Source organism: Serratia sp. Sp408 (genome assembly GCF_057180665.1).
Genome location: NZ_JBXUFT010000009.1, coordinates 88,783 through 112,645 on the forward strand (window position 1 = coordinate 88,783; position 23,863 = coordinate 112,645).

A 23,863-nucleotide genomic window follows, 5' to 3' on the forward strand; every position below is an offset into this window, starting at 1 on the left:
ACGGGCCGGCAATCCCGGCCCGCTATTACCCTGCCCGACCGGCGCGGCGCTGTGACAGCCACAGTGCGGCAATCGCCAGCGCAAATACCACGCCAAACCCGACGCCCACGCCAACCACCGGTACGCCAAGCTTCACCACCAGCGAATACAGGCCCAGCATCAACAGCATGGCGGTATTTTCGCCCAGATTCTGCACCGCAATCGCGTTGCCGGCCCCTACCGAGCGCTTGCCGCGCTCCTGCAGCAGGGCGTTCAGCGGAACCACGAAGAACCCGCCCAGTACGCCAATCAGCATCAGCAAGGCATAGGCGTTAATCATCGCGGTTTGCAGCGCAAACAGCGCCACCACCACGCCAATCAGAATACCGGCCGGCATGCAGCGCCGCACCGTTTCCAGCGTCACAAACCGTGCGGCGACACCGGCGCCGATCACAATCCCTACCGCCACCATGGCGTTGAGCAGCGTCGGCGTCGCGTTGTCGGCGATGCCGAGCGCCACCGGCACCCATAACACCAACAGAAAACGTAACGTCACGCCCGCCCCCCAGAACAGGCTGGTGCCAATCAGCGAAAAGCGCGTTTGTCCGTCGCGCCACAGCGTGACACTGGCGGCAAAGAAACTGCGCGTCATGGCGCGTGGTCGCCAGGAGGCTCCCGGCCGTGCCGCCGCCAGCCGTGGAATATACAGGTTGGCAACCACCGCCGCCGCGTAGACCAGCGCACACACCGCCAGCGCGGCAATAATGTGCCAATCCGCCAGCACGCCGCCGGCCACCGAACCGATGAGGATCGCGGCAATGGTCGACGCTTCCATCAGGCCATTGGCCTTGACCAGCTTCTCACCGCTGGTGATTTCGCCCAGAATGCCGTACTTCGCCGGTGAATACGCCGCAGCTCCCACGCCCACCAGGCTGTAGCCCAGAAACGGATTCAGACCAAAGCAGATCACCAGCGCCCCGGCCAGCTTTAGGCCGTTGGCGAACATCATGACGCGCCCTTTGGCAAAACTGTCGGCAATCTGGCCAACGAACGGCGCCAGAATGATGTAGGTGGCGACGAAGGCCATTTGCAGTATCGGCTGGCTCCAGTCCGGGTAAAGCTGCTGTTTGATCAACGCCAGCGTGGCGAACAGCAAGGCATTGTCGCCGAAGGCCGAGAGGAACTGCGCGCAAATCACGGCGATCATGCCGCGCGACAGCAGGGGGGCATTATCAGTCAACGGCTGATTCATCAGACACTCTCCGGCTGTTCAGCCATTTTACGCAGGGTGACATAGTCAGGTTTGCCGCTGCCCAGCACCGGCAAGGTTTTTATCAGGCGAATGTCACGCGGGACCACCAGCTCCGGGCTGCCCTGTTCACGCGCCACGCGCAGCAAGGCGTCGCGGGTAATGCTGTCATCGGTGGTATACAGCACCAGCGCTTCGCCTTTGCTGCTGTCGCTTTTCACCGTGGCGGCGTGATGCCCCTCCGGGGCGACGCGCAGCGCCAGTTGTTCCACGCTCTCCAGTGAGATCATCTCCCCTGCCAGTTTGGCAAAACGCTTCACCCGACCGCGAATGGTGCAATATCCCTGTTCGTCCAGCGTCACGATGTCACCGGTGTCGTACCAGCCCGGTTGCAGGTTGCCCTGTTGATCCTCGGCGACGGGCGGCTCCAGTTCGCCGGGCCGTTCAACCCGCAGATACCCTTTCATGATGTTCGGCCCACGCAGTTGCAGACGTCCTCCCCGATCGATGCCCGGCACCGGCATCAGCCGCGCCTGCATTTGCGGCATGATGCGGCCCACGGTGCCGACCTTGGTCGCCAGCGGTACGTTAATCGAAACCACCGGCGCACACTCGGTCACGCCATAGCCTTCCAGGATGCGAATGCCGTATTTGTCCTGGTAGATCTGTTTGGTGCTGTCCGCCAGCTTTTCCGCCCCGGCCACCACGTAACGCAGGCGGGCGAAATCATACGGATGGGCGAATCTGGCGTAATTGTTGAGGAAGGTGGCGGTGCCGAACAGTACGGTGCAGTTACGGTCATACACCAGTTCCGGCACCACGCGGTAATGCAGCGGACTGGGATAGAGGAAGATGCGGCTGCCGGTCATCAGCGGAGTAATCAGCCCGACCGTCAGGCCGAATGAATGGAACAGCGGCAACGATGACATAAAGCGATCGCGCGGCGTAAAGTCGGCGATGGTACGGATCTGCTCGACGTTGGCCAGCAGGCTGGCATGAGAATGCACCACCCCTTTCGGGTTGCCTTCCGAACCGGAGGTAAACAGAATCAGCGCCGCATCGTCCGGCCGTTGCGGCAGCATGGCACGTCTCGGCTGCAGTAAATGACGCAGGATCCACAGTTTGTCGGCCAGGGTGACGGTATCTTTCAGGTCTTCCAGATATACCCAGTTGGCGTCCGGCACCTGCTCCGGCAAATGGGTCAGCTTGCCCTTCTCCAGAAACTGGCGCGAAGTGACGATAGTGCGGATGGTGGCCGCCGTCATCGCACTCCTCAAGCCATTGGCGCCGGCGGTATAGTTGAGCAGCGCCGGGATACGATCCCCTAGCGACGCACCGAAAATGGCGGCGGCGGTAATGGTGGCGTTAGGCAGCAGCATGCCGACATGTTCGCCCTGGGCGGTGAAACGTTGCAGGATCCGACTGACACCCAACGATTTTTTAAGCAACGTGCGATAGCTGTCTTCCTTGAAATTGATGTCTTCAATACAGGGTTTGGCCATACCGTAACGCTCGGTTGCCGACAGCAGCGCCTCAAACAGGGTCTGCGGTTTGCGGCTATCCATGCGCGCCTTCATCATGATTTGATGCAGGCGGTCACCGGCCAGCATGCGCCGCTCGCGGGCACGCGGCGCCTCCGGCATCGGCAGAGTGGTCGGCGGCAGAATGCTGATGGTCACCTGCGGAAAGGCGCGGATCCGAAATACCCCTTTCATGCGGCCAAACGGGCTGAATTCCGGGCCGTCGATGCGCACCGGCACCACCGTGGCGCCGGACTTGGCGGCAATAAACCCGGCGCCTTCGTAAATCTTCATCAGCGAGCCGGTCACGGTTATACGCCCTTCCGGGAACACCACGATCGGTCGCCCTTTTTGCACTTCGCGCACCAGATGCTTGATCGCCATCGGCTTGGTGGGATCAAGAAAAACGAAGTCGATGTACGGCTTCAGCCAACGCATAAACCAGCGTTCCGAGACGCTGGAATACACCGCGAATACCGGTTTGATCGGTAAAAACAGCGCCAGCAGCACGCCATCGATAAAAGAGACGTGGTTGGGGGTGATCAGCAGTTTCTGCTGATCAAAATGGCGGGCATCGCCCTCGACGCGCACGCGATAAAGCAGGCGAAACACCGTGCGCAATACAGACATGATCATACCGCTCTCCCATGGGCTTGCCGGCGATGCAATCAGCGCGGTGGCGGATAACCGCCCCAAAAAACCGGGCGCTAACTGCTTGTAGGGAAAGGATACTATATGGCAGGCAAAAAAAAACCTACGCATCCGCGTAGGTTGGTGCAATTGAAAATGGCTTCAACATACAGAGTATGTCGATTTCTCACCAATCAATACCTCTGGGACTGCCTACTTTAGAGATGCCCGCTGTAAGAAACTACCGTTGAATCGAAAGAGTTTTGCTCTAAATGCAACCAGCTGTAAATTTCCGCGCTCGTCAGTAATAACTCAATGAAACGTCAACGATCTCGCGGAAAAACGTAGCAAAAAATGCGTATTCGGCCGCGCGGAAAACGCGCCCGTTGAGCAGCAAAAATCGGCGTAAGGCCGTTTTTTGCCGTCAAGCTGCGCCGTTCGGCAATACCGCACTGACCTCCACCAGGCAACTCATGGCATTCGGCCCCTGGGTCAACGGCGAGGTGCCGATATCCAGCGTCAGCACGTTGGGATTGCCGGCCTGTTCGACGGCATGCCGCTGCGCGCCAAAGCCCGGATCGAACCAGGCGCCGGTGGCCATCAGCACCACGCCGGGCGTCACGCCATCGGTGATGCTGACGCCGGCCAGGCAGCCGCCGCGCGCATTGCTGACCAGCACCTGCGCGCCGTCGTCAATGTCGCGCGTCTCGGCATCGGTCGGGTGCATATACAGCGTCTCACGGCCGGCGGTTTTATTGGCCTGTACCTGCGGCGCCGGATCCATCTGGCTGTGCAGCCGATCGGCCGGCTGGATCGAGATCAAATGCAGTGGCCACTGCTGCGCCTGCGGCGCCCCCAGCCATTCAACCGGCGGCTGCCACTGCGGATGCGGGGCAAAATCCTGGTAGCCATAGCCGGCGATTTTTTCGCTGAACAGTTCGATCTTCCCGCTTGGCGTTTGCAGCGGGTGGCCGTGCGGATCGTCGCGGAACTGGTCAAAGAAGACGAAGTCCCGTTCCGGTGCCGGCAATTCGACATAACCTTGCTGCCAGAACGTTTCGAACGCCGGCCATGCCACACCGGTGCCCGCCTGCGCCAAACCACACTGCCGGTAAATATGCTCAATCCACTGGCGTTCGCTGCGGTTTTCGGTGAACGACTGGCGATACCCCAGCCGTTCGGCCAGATCGGCGAAAATGTCAAAATCGTTGCGCGCCTGGTGCTGTGGCGCGATCGCCTGATGCATCGCCAATACGTAACGATCGCGCGACGAACCACCAATGTCGTTACGCTCCAGCGAACTGGTGACCGGTAGCACGATATCGGCCATTTTCGCCGCCGGTGTCCACCAGATGTCCTGCACGATCACCGTGTCCGGCTTTTGCCAGCCCTCCATCAGTCGGTTCAGCTGCTGATGGTGATGGAACGGATTGCCGCCGGCCCAATGCACCAGATGAATATCCGGATAGTGCCGCGTTTCGCCCTGGAACTGGTACGCTTCGCCGGGTTGCAGCAGCATGTCGCAAATGCGCGCCACCGGGATCGCCAGATTGGCCGGGTTACTGCCTACCGGCATGGTTGGCCCGGGGGTATCAACCCGCGGGTTGCCAACGCCGTTCATTGAACCGTGGCCGAACGAAAAACCACCGCCCGGCAGCCCGACCTGCCCCAGCATCGCCGACAGGGCAATCATCATCCAGTACGGCTGTTCGCCACGGTGTGCGCGTTGCACCGAATAGGAACAGGTGATGAAACTGCGCACGCCAATCAGTTGCTGTGCCAAACCGGCAATGCGCTCCGCCGGAATGCCGGTGATGGCGCTGGCCCACTGCGGGGTTTTCGCTACGCCATCGGTTACGCCGCGCAAATAGTCCGCCAATTGGGGGTAACCCACGCAATGACTGGCAAGGAAGGCTTCATCCTGCGCGCCATGTCGCTGGATCTCATAGCCCAGCGCCAGCATCAGCGCGACGTCGGTATTGGGGCGGATCGGGATCCATTCGGCGTTGACGAAGGCCGGGCAATCGTCGCGCATTGGGCTGATGTTGATCACCGGCGTGCCCTTGCGCACCAGTTTTTCCAGCCACGGTTTCAACGCATGCTCCGCCGCCCCACCGGAGGACACCTGAGCGTTTTTCAGCGCCAGTCCGCCAAACGCCAGGAAGATATCGCAATGTTCCACCACGCTCGGCCAGCTGGTCACCCGCCCGGTCAGTGGCGTAAAGGTGCCGATGACGTACGGCAGGAAGAACTGCGCCGCGCCCCAGCTGTAGTTACCCAACTGATCGACACCGCCGCCGCCGGAAAAGTAGAAGCGGCGCACCAGTGAACGCGCGTGATGCAGGCGCCCGGCGGAAGACCAGCCGTAAGACCCGGTGAACAGGCCAGAGGGGCCGTAGCGGTCGCGCACACGACGATTTTCTTCCGCCACCAGATCCAGCGCCAGCTCCCAGTCTACCTCGACGAAATCCTCGCGGCCGCGCAGGGTGCGGTCGCTGCCCTCGCGTTTTTGCAACCAGGAGCGGCGCACCGCCGGTTTGCGAATGCGTTTGTCCGAATAGGTCATCGGCACAATGGAATCGAGCATCGGCGACGGATCGGGATCGCCGGCAAACGGTTCGCAGCGGATCAGCCGGCCGTCTTCAACCACGGCGGTATACGCCCCCCAGTGTGCGAGTTGCGGATAACGTTTAATAGACATGACGTTCTCAAACAAAAAATGGAATGGGCAAAAATACCATTGCCGGCGGGGACAGCCAAAGTACAAATCGCTCTATTACCTTCGCATCACGGCCTAAGCGCAGCGCTGCGCCACCGCCAAATGAGGATAACGTGCCAATATCTGCCAACGCCGCCACAGTTACGCAGTCGGCGACTTGCAGCCGAACGGTTTTTCCGCAAAACTGGGGAATGTAAGCGATTACCCCAGGATAAGTTGAAGCATATATGGCTACCATAAAGGATGTTGCCAGGCTGGCGGGCGTTTCCGTTGCCACGGTATCTCGCGTGATCAATAACTCGCCGAAGGCCAGCGATGGTTCGCGCAGCGCAGTGCTGGCGGCGATGGAGCAATTACAGTATCACCCCAACGCCAACGCCCGCGCGCTGGCGCAACAATCCACCGAAACCGTCGGACTGATCGTCTCCGACGTCTCCGATCCGTTCTTCGGCGCCATGGTGAAGGCCGTTGAGCAAGTGGCCTACACCACCCATAACTTTCTGCTGATTGGCAACGGTTACCACGACGCCGAAAAAGAGCGTCAGGCGATAGAGCAGCTGGTGCGCCACCGCTGTGCAGCACTGGTGGTACACGCCAAAAAACTGACCGATATGGAGCTGAGCGTCTGGATGCAGCAAATCCCCGGTATGGTGCTGATCAACCGCACGCTGCCCGGTTATGAAACCCGCTGCGTGGCGTTGGACGATCGTTACGGCGCCTGGCTGGCGACCCGCCATCTGATCCAGCAGGGGCACCAGCGCATTGCCATCATCTGTTCCACCCACCAGATTTCCGACGCCACCGATCGCCTGCAGGGCTATCTGGACGCGTTGCAGGAACACGGTATTGCGGTGGATGAAAAGCTGATTGCCTACGGCGAACCGGACGAAATTGGCGGCGAGCAGGCGATGACCGAACTGCTGGGGCGCGGCAAGAGCTTCAGCGCGGTGACCTGCTATAACGATCCGGTGGCCGCCGGGGCGCTGTCGGTGCTGAGCGATAACAGCATCGACGTGCCGGGGCAGATATCGTTGATTGGCTTTGATGATGTACTGATTTCGCGCTATCTGCGACCGCGCCTGACCACCGTGCGCTACCCGGTGGTGGCAATGGCAACCCAGGCGGCAGAACTGGCGCTGGCGCTGGCCAACGGCCAGCCGCTGCCGGAAATCACCAATATGTTCAGCCCGACGCTGGTGCGGCGCCATTCGGTCGCCAGCATCAACAATGCGCTCGACCAGGGGTAGTTCGCCCTACACCAGCTTGCCCTGGAAGATCGGCACCGACTCAAACAGATAGCCGTCGAATTCCGGGGCATCGACGTCAGACAGCTCCATCAGCGTGCCTTTGATGTTTTCCATGTGCTGCCACATCGCCTGATACGATCCCATCACGTCGCGACGGCGCAGCGCCGCCAGAATGTTCTGGTGATCCGCCAGCCACTTCAGCCGATAGCCCTTGGTAGCAATGCGGCTGTGCAACTGCTGCCACAGCGGGCTGGCATCCCGCCGCTGCCAGAGGCTTTTTACCGTATCCAGCAGCATCTGATTCTGGGTTGCACCGGCGATCAGCAGATGGAACATCTTGTCATTGTCGCCGCTTTCGTCATTGGCAATGATGGCGCGTTGTTCCTGTTCCAGCGTACGCCGCAAATTTTCGATGTCGGCCTTGGTGGCCATTTTGGCGGCAAACGCCGCGATATTGCTTTCCAGCAGTTGGCGCGCCTGGAGCATTTCAAACGGCCCGACCTCGCTGTGCAACAGCGAATCGTCATCTTCCGCCGCGTCGTTCGGCATGCGGATCACGTAGACGCCCGAGCTCTGGCGAATATCCACCGTACCTTCCAGTTCAAGCATCAGCAGCGCTTCGCGCACAATAGTTCGGCTGACACCGTAGGTTTCGGCGATGTTGCGCTCGGGCGGGAGACGCGTGCCGATAGCGAAATGGCCCTGCTGAATTTTTTGCCGAAGGTCCCGTCCAATCTCCTGATACTGCTTTTTTTCCTGCGGAATCACGACTTTGTCCACCGTTTCACCCTGAAAGACGCCTGGCCCATGCCATACCTTGCATACAAGAGGTATCTAGCCCGAAAAGTCCGCTCCCGACGGCATGCACTGGCGGATGATGGGCTCACCCGCCAGCCGTTGGGACGACAACCGGGCTAGTCTACCAAACCCAGCGCCTGATCGAGTACTTTTGCGCCGTTTAACGTGCCGTATGCCACAGAATCGATCACCGCGATCGGGATCTGGTAGTGGTCAGTCAGCTTTTTGTTTTCCGTCAGCTTGAAGCGCACCTGCGGCCCCAGCAGCACCGCAAGGATATCGTTGCCGTAACTTTGCAGCTCATCTCGCAGATTCTGTTCGGGGATGGCGTAGATCTGTAATTCCAGCCCGCGCGCCGCCGCCTCTTTTTCCATTTTGGTCACCACCAGCGAGGTGGACATGCCCGCCGAGCAGGCCAGAACGATTCGTTTCATCAGCAATTCCTTATTTGTTTTCATCGTCAAGCGTCAGGGTCAGTCGCCGGCTGTCGCTCAGTGCGCGGAACCAGTGCGCCGACTTTTTTGGCCGCCGGTTACGCTGGTTGTCCAGATCGATCTCAATCAGGCCGTAGCGGTTCTTGAAGGCGTTCATCGGCGACACGTTGTCGGTAAACGCCCACAGCATATAGCCCCGGCAGTTCACCCCGGCCTCTACCGCTTTCAGCGTCCAATAGAGATGTTCGCCAATGAATTCGATGCGGTAGTCGTCCTGGATTTCGCCGTCGGCATTTTTAAACTGCGCTTCGTTCTCAATGCCCATGCCGTTCTCAGCGACAAACCAGGCAATGTTGCCGTACTCGTCGCGCATGCGCAGGCCCATGTCGTAAACGATTTTCGGCAGGATTTCCCAACCGCGCGATTTGTTCATCCGCCGCCCCGGCAGTTCAAAATGCTCGTAGTACATCGCCGGGTGGAACGGCGTTGCGCTGTGCCATTGGCGGCTCGGCGCCTTGACGCGGTGCGGGTAATACAGGTTGATACCCACTTCGTCGACGGTGTTGTCGCGGATCAGCGCCATGTCCTCCGGCGTCCAGGCAAAATGCACCCCATGCTGGTTCAGCAGCGTCAGCAGTTCCGCCGGGTATTCTCCCTTGATCGCCGGATCGAGAAACACCCGGTTATAGAACAGATCGTAAAGCTCGGCGGCACGCCGGTCGTGCGGCGCACTGGAGCGCGGATAGGTCACTTCCGGGTTGAGGATCACCCCGATGCTGCCGGCACAGCCCATCTGGCGGAACAACTGCACCACCGAAGCGGTCGCCAGATTTTTATGGTGGTTCCACTGCATCCATTTGCCGGTGTTCTGCTCGTACGGCCAGCGGATGGCGTCAAGATACACCCGCGTCTGCACCACCACCGGCTCGTTGAAGGTGAACCAGCGCGTCACCTTGTCGCCGAAGCGCTCAAATACCCGACGCGCATACAGTACGAACAGTTCCACCACCCGCCTGGAGTTCCAGCCTTGGTATTTTTCCAGCAGGTAACCCGGCAGCTCGTAGTGCTCCAGACACAGCATCGGCTCGACGCCCTGGCGTTTCATTTCGTCCAGCAAGGCGTCGATATAGGCAGCGTACTCCTCATCCACCACCCCTTGCTCATAATCGGTAAGGAAACGCGACCAGTTGATCGACGTACGGTAATGGCTGACGCCGCTTTGCTTCATCAACGCCACGTCTTCACGGTAGCGATTGATAAAGTCGGTGGCGACCGACGGGCCGTAGCCGTTATGCCAAACGTGGCGATCGTGCCGATACCACAAATCCAGGTAAGAATCCTGCCCCGGTTTTTTGCCGCTCCAGCCCTCGGTCTGCCAGGCGGAAGCCGCCGCGCCGAGGATAAAATCGCTGGGTATTTCGAGTGAAACCTGACTCATTGCGCACCTCATGCATTCTGTATAACGGGTTGTTCAGCCTGCTCGGCGCGGCGCGCCGCCACTTTGACAAACGGCAGGTAAATCAGCGTGGCGACCACGATGCAGATCAACTGGGTGACCACCGCCCCCATCGATCCGGCGGTCGACAGCCAGGCATTGATGATCGGCGGCGTGGTCCACGGCACCATCACCACCGCCTTGCCGGCGAAACCGATGCTGGTGGCGAAATAGCCGATGGTGCCGGTGACCAGCGGCGTGATGATGAACGGGATCGCCAGGATCGGGTTGAGCATGATCGGCATCCCGAAGATCACCGGTTCATTGATGTTGAAGAAGCTCGGCCCAAGCGACAGCTTGCTGATTTCCCGCATCTCCTTGCGCTTGGTGGCGATCATCACCGCAAACAGCAACCCCAGCGTGATGCCGGATCCGCCGATGCTCATATACACATCCCAGAACGGCATGGTGATGATGTTGGGGATCTCCTTGCCCTGCTCGAAGGCGGTCATGTTGACCATGATCGCCCCCAGCAACAGCGGCTCGCGGATCGGTTTCACCATCTGGTTGCCATGAATGCCAATCACCCAGAACAGCTGCGCCACGAACATCAGGATCAGAATGCCAGGCAGGCTTTGCACCACCGTTTCCAGCGGCTGCTGCACCACCTGATACACCGCGTCATACAGGTAAATGCCGGTGACGCGGTGGAAGACAAAGCCAAAGGTGGCGATCGCCACTACGGTGATGATCGCCGGGATCAGCGCCGAAAACGACGCAGAGACGTTCGGCGGCACGCTTTCCGGCATTTTGATTTTCAGCCGGTCGAGGGTTTCCAGTCTGGAATAGACCTCTACCGACAAAATGGCGATAAACATGCCGAGGAACAGGCTGCGGGTATCCGAAAACTGCTTCGCCAGTACGTCTTTCACCACCTGCATCTGGTTGTTGACCATCAGTTCAACGGTGGTCGGCGTGACCGCGATAAAACAGATCACCGCCAGCAGGCCGGGGAACAGCGATCGCGATCCGTTAATCTTGCCCAGCTCGATACCGATCAGAAATACCGCGCCAATGTTGAGAAAGCTCAGCGTGGCGTAGTTGATGCTGCTCATGATCGGCTTGAAATCCGCCAGGAACGAGAACATGGCGAAACTGGCCAGGCCGTTCTTGGGATCCATCACCATATTGGAGATCAGCACCGAAAACGCGCCGACGATAATCACCGGCATCAGCGTGATGAACGACGCCTTGATGGCCATGATGTATCTGTAACTGTTGAACTTGTTGGCGAAGGCTCCCAGAGAGTCTATTAGCCGGTCCCGAAATGACATGACACCACCCCTTGTTGTGTTGTGCTGGCTCAGATGACCGATTCGCGTACCGCTGTTTCGCGATTTGGCATACCAAAAATAAGCCAAGCGGATTATTTTTCTGTGATCACACTCTCACAAGGGGATATTGGGATTCCAATATGATGAAAAAAGCCAATTTTGGCATACCAATAGGAACTATCATGACGATCGATCTGGAACAAACGGTAATGGAACTGTTGATCAACGCTGGCGAAGCGCGATCCCACGCGATGTCGGCCATTCAGGCGGCTCGGCAGCGTCAGTGGGCACAGGCGCAGGAGGCGTTGACCGCCTCGCAGGCCGCCGCGCGCGAAGCGCACAAGGTACAAACCCAATTGATTGGTCTGGATGAAGGCGTGGGCAAGATCCCGGTAAACCTGATCATGGTTCATGCACAGGATCATCTGATGACCGCCATGCTGTGTCACGATCTGGCGCAGGAGATCGTATTGCTGCGTCAGGAGGTGTTCGCCTAGCGATCGACCGCTGTCCTTGGCCAGCCCCTATGCTAGACTGCCACTACTTTCCACAGCGGACGTTTGCATTACGAGGTTAGCCACAGATGATCACCATGTTGGATGTTTCCATTCGCGCAGGGGTGTCGAAAGCAACGGTATCCCGCGTTTTAAATGGCACCGGCCAGGTGAAAAAGAGCACCCGCGACGCGGTGTTCAAGGCGATGGACGAGCTGGGCTACCGACCCAACTTTCTTGCCCAGTCGCTGGCGAACAAAAGCTCCAATAGCATTGGCCTGGTGGTGTCCAATTTCGATGGCCCCTACTTTGGCCGCCTGCTGCGCCAGGCCGCCAAACTGATTGAGGCCAGCGGCAAGCATCTGATCGTTACCGACGGCCACGACACGCCGGAGGACGAGCTGCAGGCGGTACAGCTGCTGGCGGATCGCCGCTGTGACGCCATTATCCTCTACACCCGCTTTATGGATGAAGCCGCCTTGATGGCGCTGCTCGACAGCCTGCCGGTGCCGATGATGGTGATTAACCGGGATTTGCCGCAGGCGCGGGAACGTTGCGTGTTCTTCGAACAGCAGCAGGCGGCGTTCAAGGCAGTGGATTATCTGATTGGCCAGGGGCATCGTGAAATAGCCTGTATTACCGGCCCGATCGCCACGCCAACCGCCCAGTCACGGCTGGCGGGCTATCGCCAGGCGCTGCAACAGCATCAGATAGCCTTTGACGACGCCCGCGTGGCCTACGGCGACAGCAGCGTGGCTGGGGGGTATCGCGGCTGTCGCGACCTGCTGGCAGGCGCTGCCGCCTTTAGCGCGCTGTTCGCCAGCAATGACGATATGGCCATCGGCGCCATGAAGGCGCTCAGCCAGGCCGGTAAACGTCTGCCGCACGATGTATCACTGTTCGGTTTTGACGACGAACCAAGCGCAGCCTATCTGCAACCGGCGTTGTCTACCGTCTATCTGCCGATCGATGCGATGATAGAAGCCGCCATCGGCCAGGCGCTACGCCTGATTAACGGCGATCCCCTGTTGGCATTGCAGCCATTCACCGGTGAACTGAAGCTGCGTGAATCGGTGATAGCCGGTCCGTACGCCAAATAATCCCCCTCTGCCGGCGCGCTGCCGTTGGCAATAAAAAAACCCCGGCGGCTGCGGCTGCAACCCCGGGGTTTATTCGTCGCAATGCGCTATGACGTTGCGTTACACCCGTTCCAGCGCGATCAGCTCGTCGATGGTCTGACGGCGGCGGATAAGCCGCGCCTCGCCGTTTTCAAACAGCACTTCCGGCAGCAGCGGGCGGCTGTTGTAGTTGGAAGACATCGAGGAGCCGTAAGCGCCGGTGTCATGGAACACCAGATAATCCCCCACCTGCACCGCCGGCAGCGCACGGGTTTCCACCCCACCGCCGGCCTGCTGGGTAAAGACGTCGCCGGATTCGCACAGCGGACCGGCAATCACCGTATCGCGCAGCGGCTGTCCTGCGGTATCGCGGCCGTCGGCCGGCAGTAATGAAATATGGTGATAACTGCCGTACATCGCCGGACGCATCAAATCGTTGAAGCCAGCGTCAACCAGCACAAAGTGACGGCTACCCATATCCTTCACCGCACGCACTTCTGCCACCAGTACGCCAGCCTCCGCCATCAGGAAGCGGCCCGGTTCGATCTCCAGCGCCACCGGGTGACCCAGGTGCGCGGCAATACGTTGCCGAGCGCGGTCCCACAGGCCAAAATAGTGTTCAGTATCAATGGCCTCTTCGCCGTGTTGATACGGGATAGACAGACCGCCACCGGCCGAAATGGCAGCAATATCCTGCCCCAGATCGATCACCTGCTGTACCATGGCGTCACACACCCGCTCCAGGTGCTGATAATCCACGCCGGAACCGATATGCATGTGTACGCCCAACAGCGTCAGGCCGTAGCGCTGAATTTTTTCCACCGCCTTTGGCAAATCGGCATACCAAATGCCGTGTTTGCTGTTTTCGCCGCCGGTATTGGTCTTCTGGCTATGGCCATGGCCGAAGCCCGGATTGATGCGTAACCACACCGGGTGCCCGGCCGAGCATTGACCCAACTGTTCCAGCATATCGATCGAACCGGCGTTGACCGGGATCTTCAGTTCGCTGACGCGCGCCAGCGTGGCGTGGTCCAGCACATCGGCGGTAAACACTATCTCGTCGCCGCCCGGCTGATAACCGGCCTGCAACGCGCGTTCGACTTCACCCAGCGACACCGAATCAACCTTGACGCCCTGCTGGCGCATCAGGCGCAGGATATGAATGTTAGAACAGGCCTTCTGGGCAAAGCGAATCACGTCAAAATGGCGCAACTGGCTGATGCGCGCACTGATAATCGCGGCATCATAAGCCCAGACCGGGCAGCCGAAACGCGCTGGCAGCGCCAACAGATTGGTGGCATTCAACGCAGTGGAAGTGTCATTCAAGGCGCGTGGCATGGCAGAATTCTCAAAATAAACGTTTTCACTATCATGCCGCAGCGACAATCGGCGGGAAAATATCCGTTTCTCCATAGTCTATTCATTTATGATATACCTGATAACCGACTTTACGCGCTGCCGGAGACTCCCATGCACGCCATAACGCTGCGCCAGATTGAAATCTTCCATGCGGTGATGACCACCGGCAATCTCACCGAAGCCGCGATTTTGCTGAAAACCTCGCAGCCCACCGTCAGTCGTGAACTGGCGCGTTTTGAGAAACTGATACAGCTGCAGCTGTTTGATCGGGTGCGCGGGCGTTTGTCGCCAACGGTGCAGGGGCTGCGGCTGTTCGAAGAAGTTCAGCATTCATACTATGGTCTGGAGCGCATCAAGACCGCGGCCGCCGGCATTCGTCAGTTTCAGCAGGCGCAACTGTCCATCGCCTGTCTGCCGGTGTTTTCCCAGTCGCTGCTGCCCGCGGTGTGCAAACCGTTTATCGACCAGTACCCGGAAGTGAGTTTCAGCGTAATACCGCAGGAATCGCCGCTGCTGGAAGAGTGGCTGTCGGCGCAGCGCCACGACCTGGGATTGACGGAAAATAACCAGACCCCGGCCGGCACCGAGCGCATGACGTTAATGACATTGAACGAGGTTTGCGTGCTGCCCGGAGGGCACCGGCTGCTGGCGAACAGCGTGCTGACGCCGCAGGACTTCGCCGGGGAAAACTTTATCAGTCTGTCGAACACCGACAGCTATCGCCAACTGCTCGACGCGCTGTTCAACGAACAGCGGGTCGAGCGGCGTATGGTGATGGAAACGCACAGCGCGGCTTCGGTGTGCGCCATGGTCAGGGCCGGCGTCGGCATTTCGATCGTCAACCCGCTGACCGCGCTGGATTACGCCGACAGTGGGGTGCACCTGCGGCCGTTCAGCATCGACGTACCGTTCACCGTCAGCCTGATACGGCCATTGCATCGCCCGTCGTCGGCGCTGGTCAGCGCCTTCGTTACGCATCTGCAACAGCGGGCGGCACATTTCCCCGCCCGTCTGGCTACGGTTATCGCGCGCTAGCCTGGCGGCGGGCGCGGCCAAAGGTCACCAGGCACAGCACCAGGCCAACCAGCGCCAGCAGTGCGGCTGCCAGCGGCACCGCCGTCAACCCCAGCCCCTGCGCGATGGTCACGCCGCCAACCCAGGCCCCTAGCGCATTGCCAAGGTTAAACGCGGCAATGTTCAGGGTCGAAATCAGATTCGGCGCTTTCTTGCCGTAGGTCACCACGTTGATCTGCAACGCCGGTACCGCAGCAAATGACACCGCCGCCCACAGGAACAGGGTGATTTCCGCCGGGATCAGCGCACTGCTGGTCCAGCTGAACAACGCGGAAAATAGCGCGATCGCCAGAAATACCCCGGCCAGGGTCACGCCCAGCCGCCAGTCGGCCAGACGACCGCCGAGAATATTACCCAGCGTCAGGCCAACCCCCATCAGCAGCAGCGTCCAGCTAACCCCATGCGGTGAAACGCCGGTCACGTCGGTCAACAGCGGCGCGATGTAGGTGAACAGGGTGAACATCGACGCGGCAAATGCCACCGTCATCATCAGCGACAGCCAGACGCCGGCGCCACGCAACGCCACCAGCTCCTTTTTCAGATCGGTTGGCGCCTCGTCCTTTACCACCGGCAGGTTACGGTACAGCGCCAGCAACGCGGCAACGCCAATCAGTGCCACCGCCCAGAAGGTTGAACGCCAGCCCAGTGCCTGCCCCAGCGCGGTACCCAACGGCACGCCCAGTACGTTGGCCAGCGTCAGACCGGTGAACATCAGCGCCACCGCCGACGCCCGGCGGTTCGGCGCCACCAGGTTGGCCGCCACTACCGCGCCGATGCCAAAGAACGCGCCATGGCACAACGCGGTAATAATGCGCGCCAGCATCAGAAAACCGTAGCTGTAGCCCAGCGCGCACATCAGGTTGCCGACGATAAAGATCGCCATTAACAGCAACAAGGTATTTTTACGTGGCAGACGCGCGGTCAACAGCGCCATGATTGGCGCACCTATCGCCACGCCCAGCGCATAGCCACTGATCAGCCAGCCGGCCGACGGAATGGAGACCTGCAGATCCTGTGCGACCTCAGGCAGCAACCCCATGATAACGAACTCGGTGGTGCCGATGGCGAATGCACTTAATGCCAGTGCGAGCAGAGAAACAGGCATGACTAACGCTCCCAATTAACCACGACCCCGCGCACGCGCGGCCGATAAAAAACGCAAAAAACAGGCGAACCACAGGGTCGCCCGTCATCAGATGAATAGGTGTAGGGAACAGGTAGGGCTAAACGATATAACCTTATAATTATTAAGTATAATTTTCTTATTCCACGCCATAGGAATAGCACGCGTCGCCGGCATAAAACCAGCGTAGCGCCACGCGCGGCGCATAAAAAAACCGCGTTATCCGGCTAAGCGCTTGAATGAGCTAATGATGAAAAATGTGAGGAAATATTACCTTGGGGTGACGTTAGCGGCGCAAGGTCGCCAACCACTGCGCATCGTGGCTGAACCACTCCACCAGAAAGTCCAGCATGGTACGCAGCGTGGCAGGCATTTGCCGACGCGACGTATAAATGCCGTAAATACCCATAGATTGCGGCTGGTAGCCCGGCATCAATTCCACCAGCTCCCCTTTCGCCAGCAGCGGGGCGGCCGAATAGTACGGCTGCAACGAGATCCCGGCGCCTTGCAGCGTGCCGGCCATTAACACCACCGATTCATTGGCGCTCAGGTTGCCGCTCACCGCCACCGCCGACTTCACGCCCTGATGCTCAAAATGCCACAGGCTCTTGCCGAAATAGGAATAGGTCAGGCAGTTGTGTAACGCCAGATCCTGCGGTTGGCGCGGCGTACCGTGCGCGACCAGGTAAGCGGGAGCGGCACAGACCACCGACGCACAGGTGGACAGCGGCCGGGCTATCAGGTTCGGATCCAGCTCGTTGGTGATACGCAGCGCCAGATCGATGCGCTCTTCCACCAGATTGACCGCCCGGTTATTCATTTGCAGATCGACCGCGACCTGCGGATGGCGCTTGAGATACTGGCTAACCGCCCCTACCAGCGCGGTCTGCCCCAGCGATTGCGAACAGGTGATGCGCAGCAACCCGCGCAGCTCATCAGACGACTCCTCCTGCGCCAGATCGATGTCTTGCGCCACCTGCAGCATTTGCCGACAACGTTGCAGCGTGCGCTCACCGGCATCGGTCAGGCTGAGTTTGCGCGTAGTGCGATGCAGCAAGCGCGCACCGGCCCACTGTTCCATCTGCGCCAGATAACGCGTCACCATGGCGCGCGACATACCCAACGCCTCAGCGGCGGCGATCATGCTGCCCCGTTCGACGATGGAGACAAACACTTCGGCGGCGGTAATGCGATCCATAATTCGTCCGATTTATGCAATCAATAATTGCTCATTATCCGGTTTTTCTATCGATTCATGCAACCTACTATCTTTCCGTCAGCAAACAACATCGATAGGACACCTGCACATGTTTAAAAAATCATTTATCGCTCTGGCATTCACCGGCGTCGCCGCCGTCAGCACCTACGCCAACGCAGCCGGTTCACTGACCATGGAAGTCTACAACCCGGGCGCCGACAGCGTGTTCCCGGTGTCTTCCGAAATCATCAGCGGCCCGCACCAGGTCGCGCTGATCGACGCCCAGTTCCAGCGCAACGACGCTGAACAGCTGGTCAAGAAGATCAAGGCTACCGGCAAGCAACTGACCACCGTTTACATCAGCCACTCCGATCCGGATTTCTATTTCGGCCTGGAGGTGATTAAAGCTGCGTTCCCGCAGGCCAACATCATCGCCACGCCGGCAACCATCAAAGAAATCAACGCGACAAAAGACGGAAAACTGGCCTATTGGGGGCCGATCCTGAAGCAAAATGCGCCGAAAAGCGTCGTCGTACCGCAGCCGTTGCAGGGCAACAGCTTCACTATTGACGGACAAAAGGTGGAAGTGAAAGGCCTGAATGGCCCAACGCCGGAACGCACCTACGCGTGGATCCCGTCGCTACAGGCAGTGGTCGGCGGCGTGGCGGTGGCCGGTGACAACATTCACCCATGGATTGCCGATAACCAGACGGCAACCTCACGCGCCCATTGGCAGCAAACGCTGGCCAGCATTGAAGCGCTAAAACCACAGGTTGTGGTGCCAGGGCATTTCCTGCCAGGCGCGCCGCAAACGCTGGCTTCCGTCAGCTTTACCCAGCGTTACCTGACCACGCTGGAAACCGAGTTGCCGCAAGCCAAGGATGCAGCCGCACTGATAGCGGCGATGAAAAAGCACTACCCGAACCTGAAGGATGAATCGAGCCTGGAATTGAGCGCCAAGGTGCTGAAAGGCGAAATGAAATGGCCGCAATAAACGCTAACGCATCGAGGTATATGATGAACTCTGCCACCCTGCATTATATTTACGATCCGCTGTGCGGCTGGTGTTATGGCGCCGCACCGCTGCTTAAGGCAGCTCAGAGCCTGCCGGAGCTGAATATCGAGTTGCACGCCGGTGGCATGATGACCGGCGACAACCGCCGGCCGATCGGTGATGAATGGCGCGAGTATGTGATGCCGCACGATCGCCGGATTGCCGAGTTGACCGGCCAGAGCTTTGGCGAAGCCTATTTCAACGGGCTGCTACGTGACAGCACGGCGATGCTGGATTCAACGCCGCCGATCACCGCCATCCTGGCTGCGCAACGGCTGGCCGGACGTGGGCTGGACATGCTGCACCGCATTCAACAGGCGCATTACCAGGAAGGTCGACGCATTGCCGACACGCCGGTATTGGAGTCGCTGGCACGCGAGCTGGGGTTGCCTTCCGCCGCGTTCATCGCCGAAATGCGCTTCAACAGCGGTGCGCCAACCGCCCAGCACATCGCCGACAGCCGGGCGTTACTGGCCAAAGTTCGCGGCCATGGCTTCCCGACGTTTGTGTTGCAAGATAGCGAAGGACACATGCGCCAGTTGCCGGCCAGCAATTACCTGAACAACGTTGCCGGCTGGACGGCAGCGCTGAGCGGCGCAGTCACCTGGGCCTGATGCCGCCGGGGAGACGCTGGCGTCTCCCCGCTGCAGGCTTATTCTACCCGGACAAAGCGCCCCTGCGCCTGCACGTTATGGCCAAACCCGCAGTCGCCCTGGGTATGCAGATCGACGGCATCGGCGCTGAATTTCAGGGTCACATCGCACGCCATACCCACCTCTTCGACCGACTGATGGTAGACCGCCCGGTGGTCGGTAATGCTCAGCAGATCGCTGAACTCGCCCATATTCGGCCCATAGTACAATCCCATGCCCGGCATATAGTAGCCGGCATAGCTGATATGCCAGCGCTTGCCCTGCGGCGCTACGCTGACCTCGCTCCACACGCCACGGCCGGCATACTGCCAATACACGCCAGCCGGGCCGTCAGGCGCCGGTTGCTGCGCCAATCGCGCCTGCAGCAATGCCAGATTATGCTGAGATTTACCGTCGTTCGGTGCCAACGCCAGGTAAGCCCGCGCCTTGAGTAACTGCCCGGCATGGATCCACGCCAATGCCACATTGTTGTAGGCGGTTGCCGTTGCCCGCTCGCTTTTGCCGCAAAACTCGCTCCACGCGGCCTGATCGCGGAAGATCTCGGCGGCTTTGACATAATCGCCACGTTGATAGGCGGCAGTGCCCAGTTCGGCATAACCGGACACTTTCCGGCAGTCTGCCTGAATATCCGGCTCATCAATTTGTGCCAGCGCCTGCTCGCTGACCAACGCCCCATAAGCCAGCAACAGGGGATACAACGCCTTCATGCCTTTTCCTTTCCGTCACGCAAACAGCAAACATGCTGATTTGGCGCCAGTATAACCGGATGATCGGCCAGCTTCACCCTTGCCGATTCAGTGATGATATTTCAAAGGGTTAGGCTGGTTAAACCTGCTTACAAGCGCTGTTTGTTTGTTACCGGCCAAGCGCACATGCTGATCGCTGGCTTTTTTGACCAGGAGCAGTATGAACAGTCCCCTCACGCAAAAGCATGCCATCTGGCAACTGATAAAACCGTTTTGGATATCTGAAGAAAAGTGGCGCGCCTGGGCGATGCTGCTGGCCATCGTAGCGCTTTCGCTGGGGCTGGTTTACATCAGCGTGCAGATTAACCAGTGGAATCAGGTGTTTTATGACGCGTTGCAGAACAAGAACTATCCGGTTTTCAAGCAGCAGCTGTGGCGCTTTAGCTATCTGGCGCTGATCTTCATTGTGCTGGCGGTGTACAAGGTCTATCTGACCCAGGGCCTGCAAATGCGCTGGCGGCGCTGGATGACGGAAAAATACATGACCCGCTGGCTGACGCATCAGGCCTATTATCATACCGAGCAACAGCAGTTGATTGACAACCCGGATCAGCGTATTGCCGAAGATCTCAACGTATTGACCCAATACACGCTGTCGCTGTCGCTCGGCCTGCTGTCCAGCCTGGTGACGCTGTGTTCCTTCGTCACCATTCTGTGGCATGTCAGCGGGCCGCTGACCTTCGCCCTGCTCGGCCATAGCGTTACCCTGCCGGGCTACATGCTCTGGTTCGCCTTGTTATACGCGGTGCTCGGCTCGCTGCTGATTGGCTGGGTCGGCAAGCCGCTGGTAATGCTGGGCGTCAATCAGGAGCACTATGAAGCCAACTTTCGTTTCGGGCTGATCCGCATCCGCGAGAATAACGATGCCATCGCCCTCTACCACGGCGAAGCGCACGAAACCCGACAGTTGAGCGGCCGCTTCGAGGCGATTCGCAGTAACTGGTGGTCGATCATGCGCGTCACCCGTCGGCTCAACATCGCCAGTAATTTTTATGCTCAGTTCGCGATCATCTTTCCCCTGTTGGTGGCGGCACCGCGCTATTTTTCCGGCGCCATACAGATGGGCGGCATGATGCAGATTGCTTCGGCCTTCGGCCAGGTGCAGGGGGCACTGTCGTGGTTTATCGACGCCTTTAACGATCTCGCCACCTGGAAAGCCTGCGTCAACCGTCTGGCCGGCTTCAACGCCGCAGTCGATCAGGCACATCACCAGCCGCGCGGCATCGCGTTGCAGCGGCAGGGCACCGAACCGCTGACGCTCACCAACCTCAGCCTGCACCTGCCGAGCGGCCAGCCGCTGATGACCGACGCCAACCTGACGCTGCAACGCGGTGAACGCGTGCTGATCGTCGGCCCTTCCGGCTGCGGAAAATCAACGCTGCTGCGCGCCATTGCCGGTATCTGGCCGTATGGCAACGGTGCCATTTATCGCGATATCAGCCTCAGCACGCTGTTTCTGCCGCAGCGCAGTTACATTCCCATCGGTACGCTACGCGCAGCATTAAGCTATCCGCAGGTGGAAAATGAATACGACGATGCCGCATTGCTGCAAACGCTGCAAAAATGCCGGCTGAGCCATCTGCAGCGCTGGCTGGATACCTCCGCCAACTGGAGTCACCGCCTGTCACCGGGCGAACAACAGCGGCTGGCATTTGCCCGCGCCATTCTCACCCGGCCGGATACGCTATTCCTTGACGAAGCCACCAGCGCGCTGGATGACGAAACCGAACAGTTGATGTATGGCCTATTGCGGGATGAATTGCCCAACGTAACGCTGATAAGCGTGGCCCACCGCAACAGCGTGGCAAAATACCATCAGCACTGCTGGCGATTCAGCCGCCAGGGCGATCGGCCAGCGCGAATGACGCCAAGCCCGCTGCCGAGTTCGGCATAACCCCCTCTGCTACCGGCGTCCGACGGGGCGCGTATCCCGCCGGCGTCATTATCTGCCTGCGCCGCTTGTCAGGCATGGCGTTGTTGCCTACACTGGCGCACAGATATCGGCCACTGGCCGCTACGTAAGCGTTAACGTCAATCAACGCATCACGCCATGCAGAATTGATTGGCTGCATGCCCTGGTGCGAGGATTGTATGCCCCAACCCGTTTCATCTGCCATTTCCACTGCCGCTGCCACGCGCCGTCGGTTACACCGCCCTTTGCTGTTGATCGTTGGCATTATGCTGGTAGCAGCGAACCTGCGTGCGGCACTGACCAGCGTCGGCCCATTGCTGGAACAAATCCAGCAGCAACTGACGCTGTCGGCCACCGCCGCCGGGCTGTTGAACTCATTGCCACTGATACTGTTTGCGCTGCTGTCGCCCGTGACCCCGGCGCTGGCACAGCGTATCGGCATCGAACGCACGCTGGGGCTGGCCTTGCTGATGCTGGTGCTTGGCATTGCACTGCGTTCGCAGCCACCAACCAGTCTGCTGTGGCTTGGCAGCGGGCTGATCGGCGCCGCGATAGCCTTTGCCAACGTGCTGCTGCCAACCCTGGTCAAACGGGATTTCCCGCAGCGCGCAGCAGCCATGATCAGCGCCTATGCCGCGGTGATGTCGCTGGTGGCGGCGATTGCCTCCGGCATGGCGGTACCGCTGGCAGCGCTGAACGATAACGGCTGGCGATTTTCTCTGTTGTGTTGGGGGTTGCCGGCGCTGTTGGCGCTGCTGGTATGGCTACCGCAGTTGCGCAATCGCGCCTTGCCCCAACCGATGCCCCTACAGGCGCCATCCAGGGCGCTATCGCCGTCTCGTTCACCGTGGGGCAGCGCGCTCGGTTGGCAGGTCGCGCTGTTTATGGGACTGCAGTCGGTCACGTTTTACACCATCATCGGCTGGTTCAGCGCCTTTGCCGCCAGCCATGGCACCTCGGCACAACAGGCCGGTTTCGAACTGTTCATCTACCAGGTGGTGGCCATCGTGGCGAACTTCGTGATGGTGATCATTCTGCCGCGCGCGCGCGACCAGCGGGCTATTGCCCTGGTCAGTTCTTTGCTGATTTTTATCGGCGTCGGAGGGTTATTACTGTTGCCGGCCAGTTCGCTGGTATGGCTGGTATTCGCTGGGCTGGGAGCCGGTAGCTCGCTGGTACTGGCGCTGTCGTTCTTTGGCTTGCGCAGCCAGCATCATCAGCAGGCGGCGTTATTGTCCGGCATGGCCCAGTCCGTCGGCTATTTGCTGGCGGCGGTTGGCCCGACCCTGTTCGGCCTGCTGCACGATCTGACGCAAAGCTGGAACGTGCCGCTCGGCATTCTATTGGGATTAACCCTGCTGCAGATGCTGTTTGGCATCCTGGCTGGCCGCAGTCGGGTTATCGGTTAATCGGGCGCGCGGGCAGGATCCGGCGTCGGGGTTTTGGCGTCGTCATCCTGCCACAGGTCTTCAATAAATGAACGTTGCGCTTCGTTGAGTTGCCACGACGGCGGGATTTTCGCCTTGCCGTTATCCGGCCGCCGTGACTGCTTTTTTGTTTCTGGGTTCTTTTTCATCGTCTTGCTTCCCTAAGTGGTCAAAAACCAGTAGACCGTCAGGCCCACCACGATCCAAAAAACACCGCATCCGATGAAAACGGCCAGCCAGGCTTTCCGCCGCAGCTGGGGATCTTCCTTATAGTCCATACGTTCCCCGCCAACTAATAGATAATAGTAATTATAAACTCATTATTGATCGTTTTAAACGATCGATAATGAGTTTTTTCCT

20 protein-coding genes and 1 pseudogene are annotated in these 23,863 nt (G+C 59.4%); 8 read left to right on the plus strand and 13 right to left on the minus strand.

The features are described from left to right. Positions 1-25 precede the first annotated feature (25 nt). From lplT to AC2AXP_RS20515, 3 genes are all read right to left on the minus strand, one after another. Positions 26-1,231 (minus strand): lysophospholipid transporter LplT, encoded by a 1,206-nt coding sequence (lplT, locus tag AC2AXP_RS20505; RefSeq protein ID WP_004959138.1) that lies wholly within the window; start codon positions 1,229-1,231, stop codon positions 26-28. Then, positions 1,231-3,384 carry a bifunctional acyl-ACP--phospholipid O-acyltransferase/long-chain-fatty-acid--ACP ligase gene (aas, locus tag AC2AXP_RS20510; RefSeq protein WP_198773906.1) on the minus strand — a complete coding sequence of 718 codons (2,154 nt, stop codon included), beginning with the start codon at positions 3,382-3,384 and terminating at the stop codon, positions 1,231-1,233. The genes lplT and aas overlap by 1 nt, the downstream gene beginning before the upstream one ends. A gap of 418 nt (positions 3,385-3,802) precedes the next feature. Beyond that, on the minus strand, positions 3,803-6,079 hold the full coding sequence (locus tag AC2AXP_RS20515; protein ID WP_004959136.1) for a molybdopterin guanine dinucleotide-containing S/N-oxide reductase: 2,277 nt from the start codon (positions 6,077-6,079) through the stop codon (positions 3,803-3,805). A gap of 245 nt (positions 6,080-6,324) precedes the next feature. Here AC2AXP_RS20515 and galR point away from each other — a divergent pair, with 245 nt between their 5' ends. Then, on the plus strand, positions 6,325-7,344 hold the full coding sequence (gene galR, locus AC2AXP_RS20520) for an HTH-type transcriptional regulator GalR (protein WP_004959134.1): 1,020 nt from the start codon (positions 6,325-6,327) through the stop codon (positions 7,342-7,344). A gap of 6 nt (positions 7,345-7,350) precedes the next feature. Here the strand turns inward: galR and AC2AXP_RS20525 are convergent, their stop codons facing one another. The 4 genes from AC2AXP_RS20525 to AC2AXP_RS20540 all read right to left on the minus strand — a co-directional run bounded on the left by AC2AXP_RS20525 (position 7,351) and on the right by AC2AXP_RS20540 (position 11,345). Beyond that, positions 7,351-8,124: an FCD domain-containing protein gene (locus tag AC2AXP_RS20525; RefSeq protein ID WP_004959133.1), complete on the minus strand. Its 774-nt coding sequence runs from the start codon at positions 8,122-8,124 to the stop codon at positions 7,351-7,353. Positions 8,125-8,258: 134 nt separating this feature from the next. Further along, entirely contained in the window at positions 8,259-8,576 is a 318-nt protein-coding gene (locus tag AC2AXP_RS20530) for a PTS sugar transporter subunit IIB (protein ID WP_039991799.1), read from the minus strand. Between the two features lie 10 nt (positions 8,577-8,586). Next, positions 8,587-10,014 (minus strand): glycoside hydrolase family 1 protein, encoded by a 1,428-nt coding sequence (locus AC2AXP_RS20535; RefSeq protein ID WP_198773905.1) that lies wholly within the window; start codon positions 10,012-10,014, stop codon positions 8,587-8,589. An 8-nt stretch (positions 10,015-10,022) separates the two neighbouring features. Next, complete coding sequence (locus AC2AXP_RS20540; RefSeq protein ID WP_004959127.1) at positions 10,023-11,345, minus strand: PTS sugar transporter subunit IIC; 1,323 nt, start codon at positions 11,343-11,345, stop codon at positions 10,023-10,025. Positions 11,346-11,527: 182 nt separating this feature from the next. Between AC2AXP_RS20540 and AC2AXP_RS20545 the strand changes: the two genes are divergently transcribed. Both AC2AXP_RS20545 and AC2AXP_RS20550 read left to right on the plus strand, forming a co-directional pair. Beyond that, positions 11,528-11,842, plus strand: coding sequence for a PTS lactose/cellobiose transporter subunit IIA (locus tag AC2AXP_RS20545; RefSeq protein WP_039991797.1), 315 nt, complete (start codon positions 11,528-11,530; stop codon positions 11,840-11,842). A gap of 86 nt (positions 11,843-11,928) precedes the next feature. Beyond that, positions 11,929-12,939 (plus strand): LacI family DNA-binding transcriptional regulator, encoded by a 1,011-nt coding sequence (locus tag AC2AXP_RS20550; RefSeq protein WP_198773903.1) that lies wholly within the window; start codon positions 11,929-11,931, stop codon positions 12,937-12,939. Between the two features lie 99 nt (positions 12,940-13,038). Here AC2AXP_RS20550 and lysA read toward each other — a convergent pair whose 3' ends face one another. After that, positions 13,039-14,295 (minus strand): diaminopimelate decarboxylase, encoded by a 1,257-nt coding sequence (gene lysA / locus AC2AXP_RS20555; RefSeq protein ID WP_039992585.1) that lies wholly within the window; start codon positions 14,293-14,295, stop codon positions 13,039-13,041. A gap of 132 nt (positions 14,296-14,427) precedes the next feature. Here lysA and AC2AXP_RS20560 point away from each other — a divergent pair, with 132 nt between their 5' ends. Further along, positions 14,428-15,351: a LysR family transcriptional regulator gene (locus AC2AXP_RS20560; protein ID WP_198773902.1), complete on the plus strand. Its 924-nt coding sequence runs from the start codon at positions 14,428-14,430 to the stop codon at positions 15,349-15,351. Here AC2AXP_RS20560 and AC2AXP_RS20565 read toward each other — a convergent pair. Beyond that, positions 15,338-16,495 carry an MFS transporter gene (locus AC2AXP_RS20565; protein WP_004959118.1) on the minus strand — a complete coding sequence of 386 codons (1,158 nt, stop codon included), beginning with the start codon at positions 16,493-16,495 and terminating at the stop codon, positions 15,338-15,340. The genes AC2AXP_RS20560 and AC2AXP_RS20565 overlap by 14 nt on opposite strands. Before the next feature lie 304 nt (positions 16,496-16,799). After that, positions 16,800-17,711, minus strand: coding sequence for a LysR family transcriptional regulator (locus tag AC2AXP_RS20570; RefSeq protein WP_198773901.1), 912 nt, complete (start codon positions 17,709-17,711; stop codon positions 16,800-16,802). A gap of 109 nt (positions 17,712-17,820) precedes the next feature. On the opposite strand from AC2AXP_RS20570, the gene AC2AXP_RS20575 reads away from it, so the two are divergent. After that, the gene (locus AC2AXP_RS20575) at positions 17,821-18,705 is read left to right on the plus strand and encodes an MBL fold metallo-hydrolase (RefSeq protein WP_004959114.1); all 885 of its coding nucleotides are present in this window, start codon (positions 17,821-17,823) and stop codon (positions 18,703-18,705) included. A 23-nt stretch (positions 18,706-18,728) separates the two neighbouring features. After that, complete coding sequence (locus tag AC2AXP_RS20580; protein ID WP_039992584.1) at positions 18,729-19,379, plus strand: DsbA family protein; 651 nt, start codon at positions 18,729-18,731, stop codon at positions 19,377-19,379. A 38-nt stretch (positions 19,380-19,417) separates the two neighbouring features. On the opposite strand, the gene AC2AXP_RS20585 is transcribed toward AC2AXP_RS20580, so the two are convergent. After that, positions 19,418-20,125 (minus strand): hypothetical protein, encoded by a 708-nt coding sequence (locus tag AC2AXP_RS20585; protein ID WP_004959110.1) that lies wholly within the window; start codon positions 20,123-20,125, stop codon positions 19,418-19,420. 199 nt (positions 20,126-20,324) lie between these two features. Here AC2AXP_RS20585 and AC2AXP_RS20590 point away from each other — a divergent pair, with 199 nt between their 5' ends. Both AC2AXP_RS20590 and AC2AXP_RS20595 read left to right on the plus strand, forming a co-directional pair. After that, positions 20,325-22,058 carry an ABC transporter ATP-binding protein/permease gene (locus AC2AXP_RS20590; RefSeq protein WP_484381905.1) on the plus strand — a complete coding sequence of 578 codons (1,734 nt, stop codon included), beginning with the start codon at positions 20,325-20,327 and terminating at the stop codon, positions 22,056-22,058. A gap of 197 nt (positions 22,059-22,255) precedes the next feature. Beyond that, a complete protein-coding gene (locus tag AC2AXP_RS20595; RefSeq protein WP_416153061.1) occupies positions 22,256-23,485 on the plus strand; it encodes a CynX/NimT family MFS transporter in 1,230 nt (409 codons plus the stop codon). Here AC2AXP_RS20595 and AC2AXP_RS20600 read toward each other — a convergent pair. Both AC2AXP_RS20600 and AC2AXP_RS20605 read right to left on the minus strand, forming a co-directional pair. Further along, the gene (locus AC2AXP_RS20600; RefSeq protein WP_004959106.1) at positions 23,482-23,652 is read right to left on the minus strand and encodes a hypothetical protein; all 171 of its coding nucleotides are present in this window, start codon (positions 23,650-23,652) and stop codon (positions 23,482-23,484) included. The two genes, AC2AXP_RS20595 and AC2AXP_RS20600, sit on opposite strands and share 4 nt — an antisense overlap. 12 nt (positions 23,653-23,664) lie before the next feature. Further along, a pseudogene (locus AC2AXP_RS20605) lies at positions 23,665-23,787 on the minus strand (YmiA family putative membrane protein); the annotation flags it as partial. Positions 23,788-23,863 lie beyond the last annotated feature (76 nt).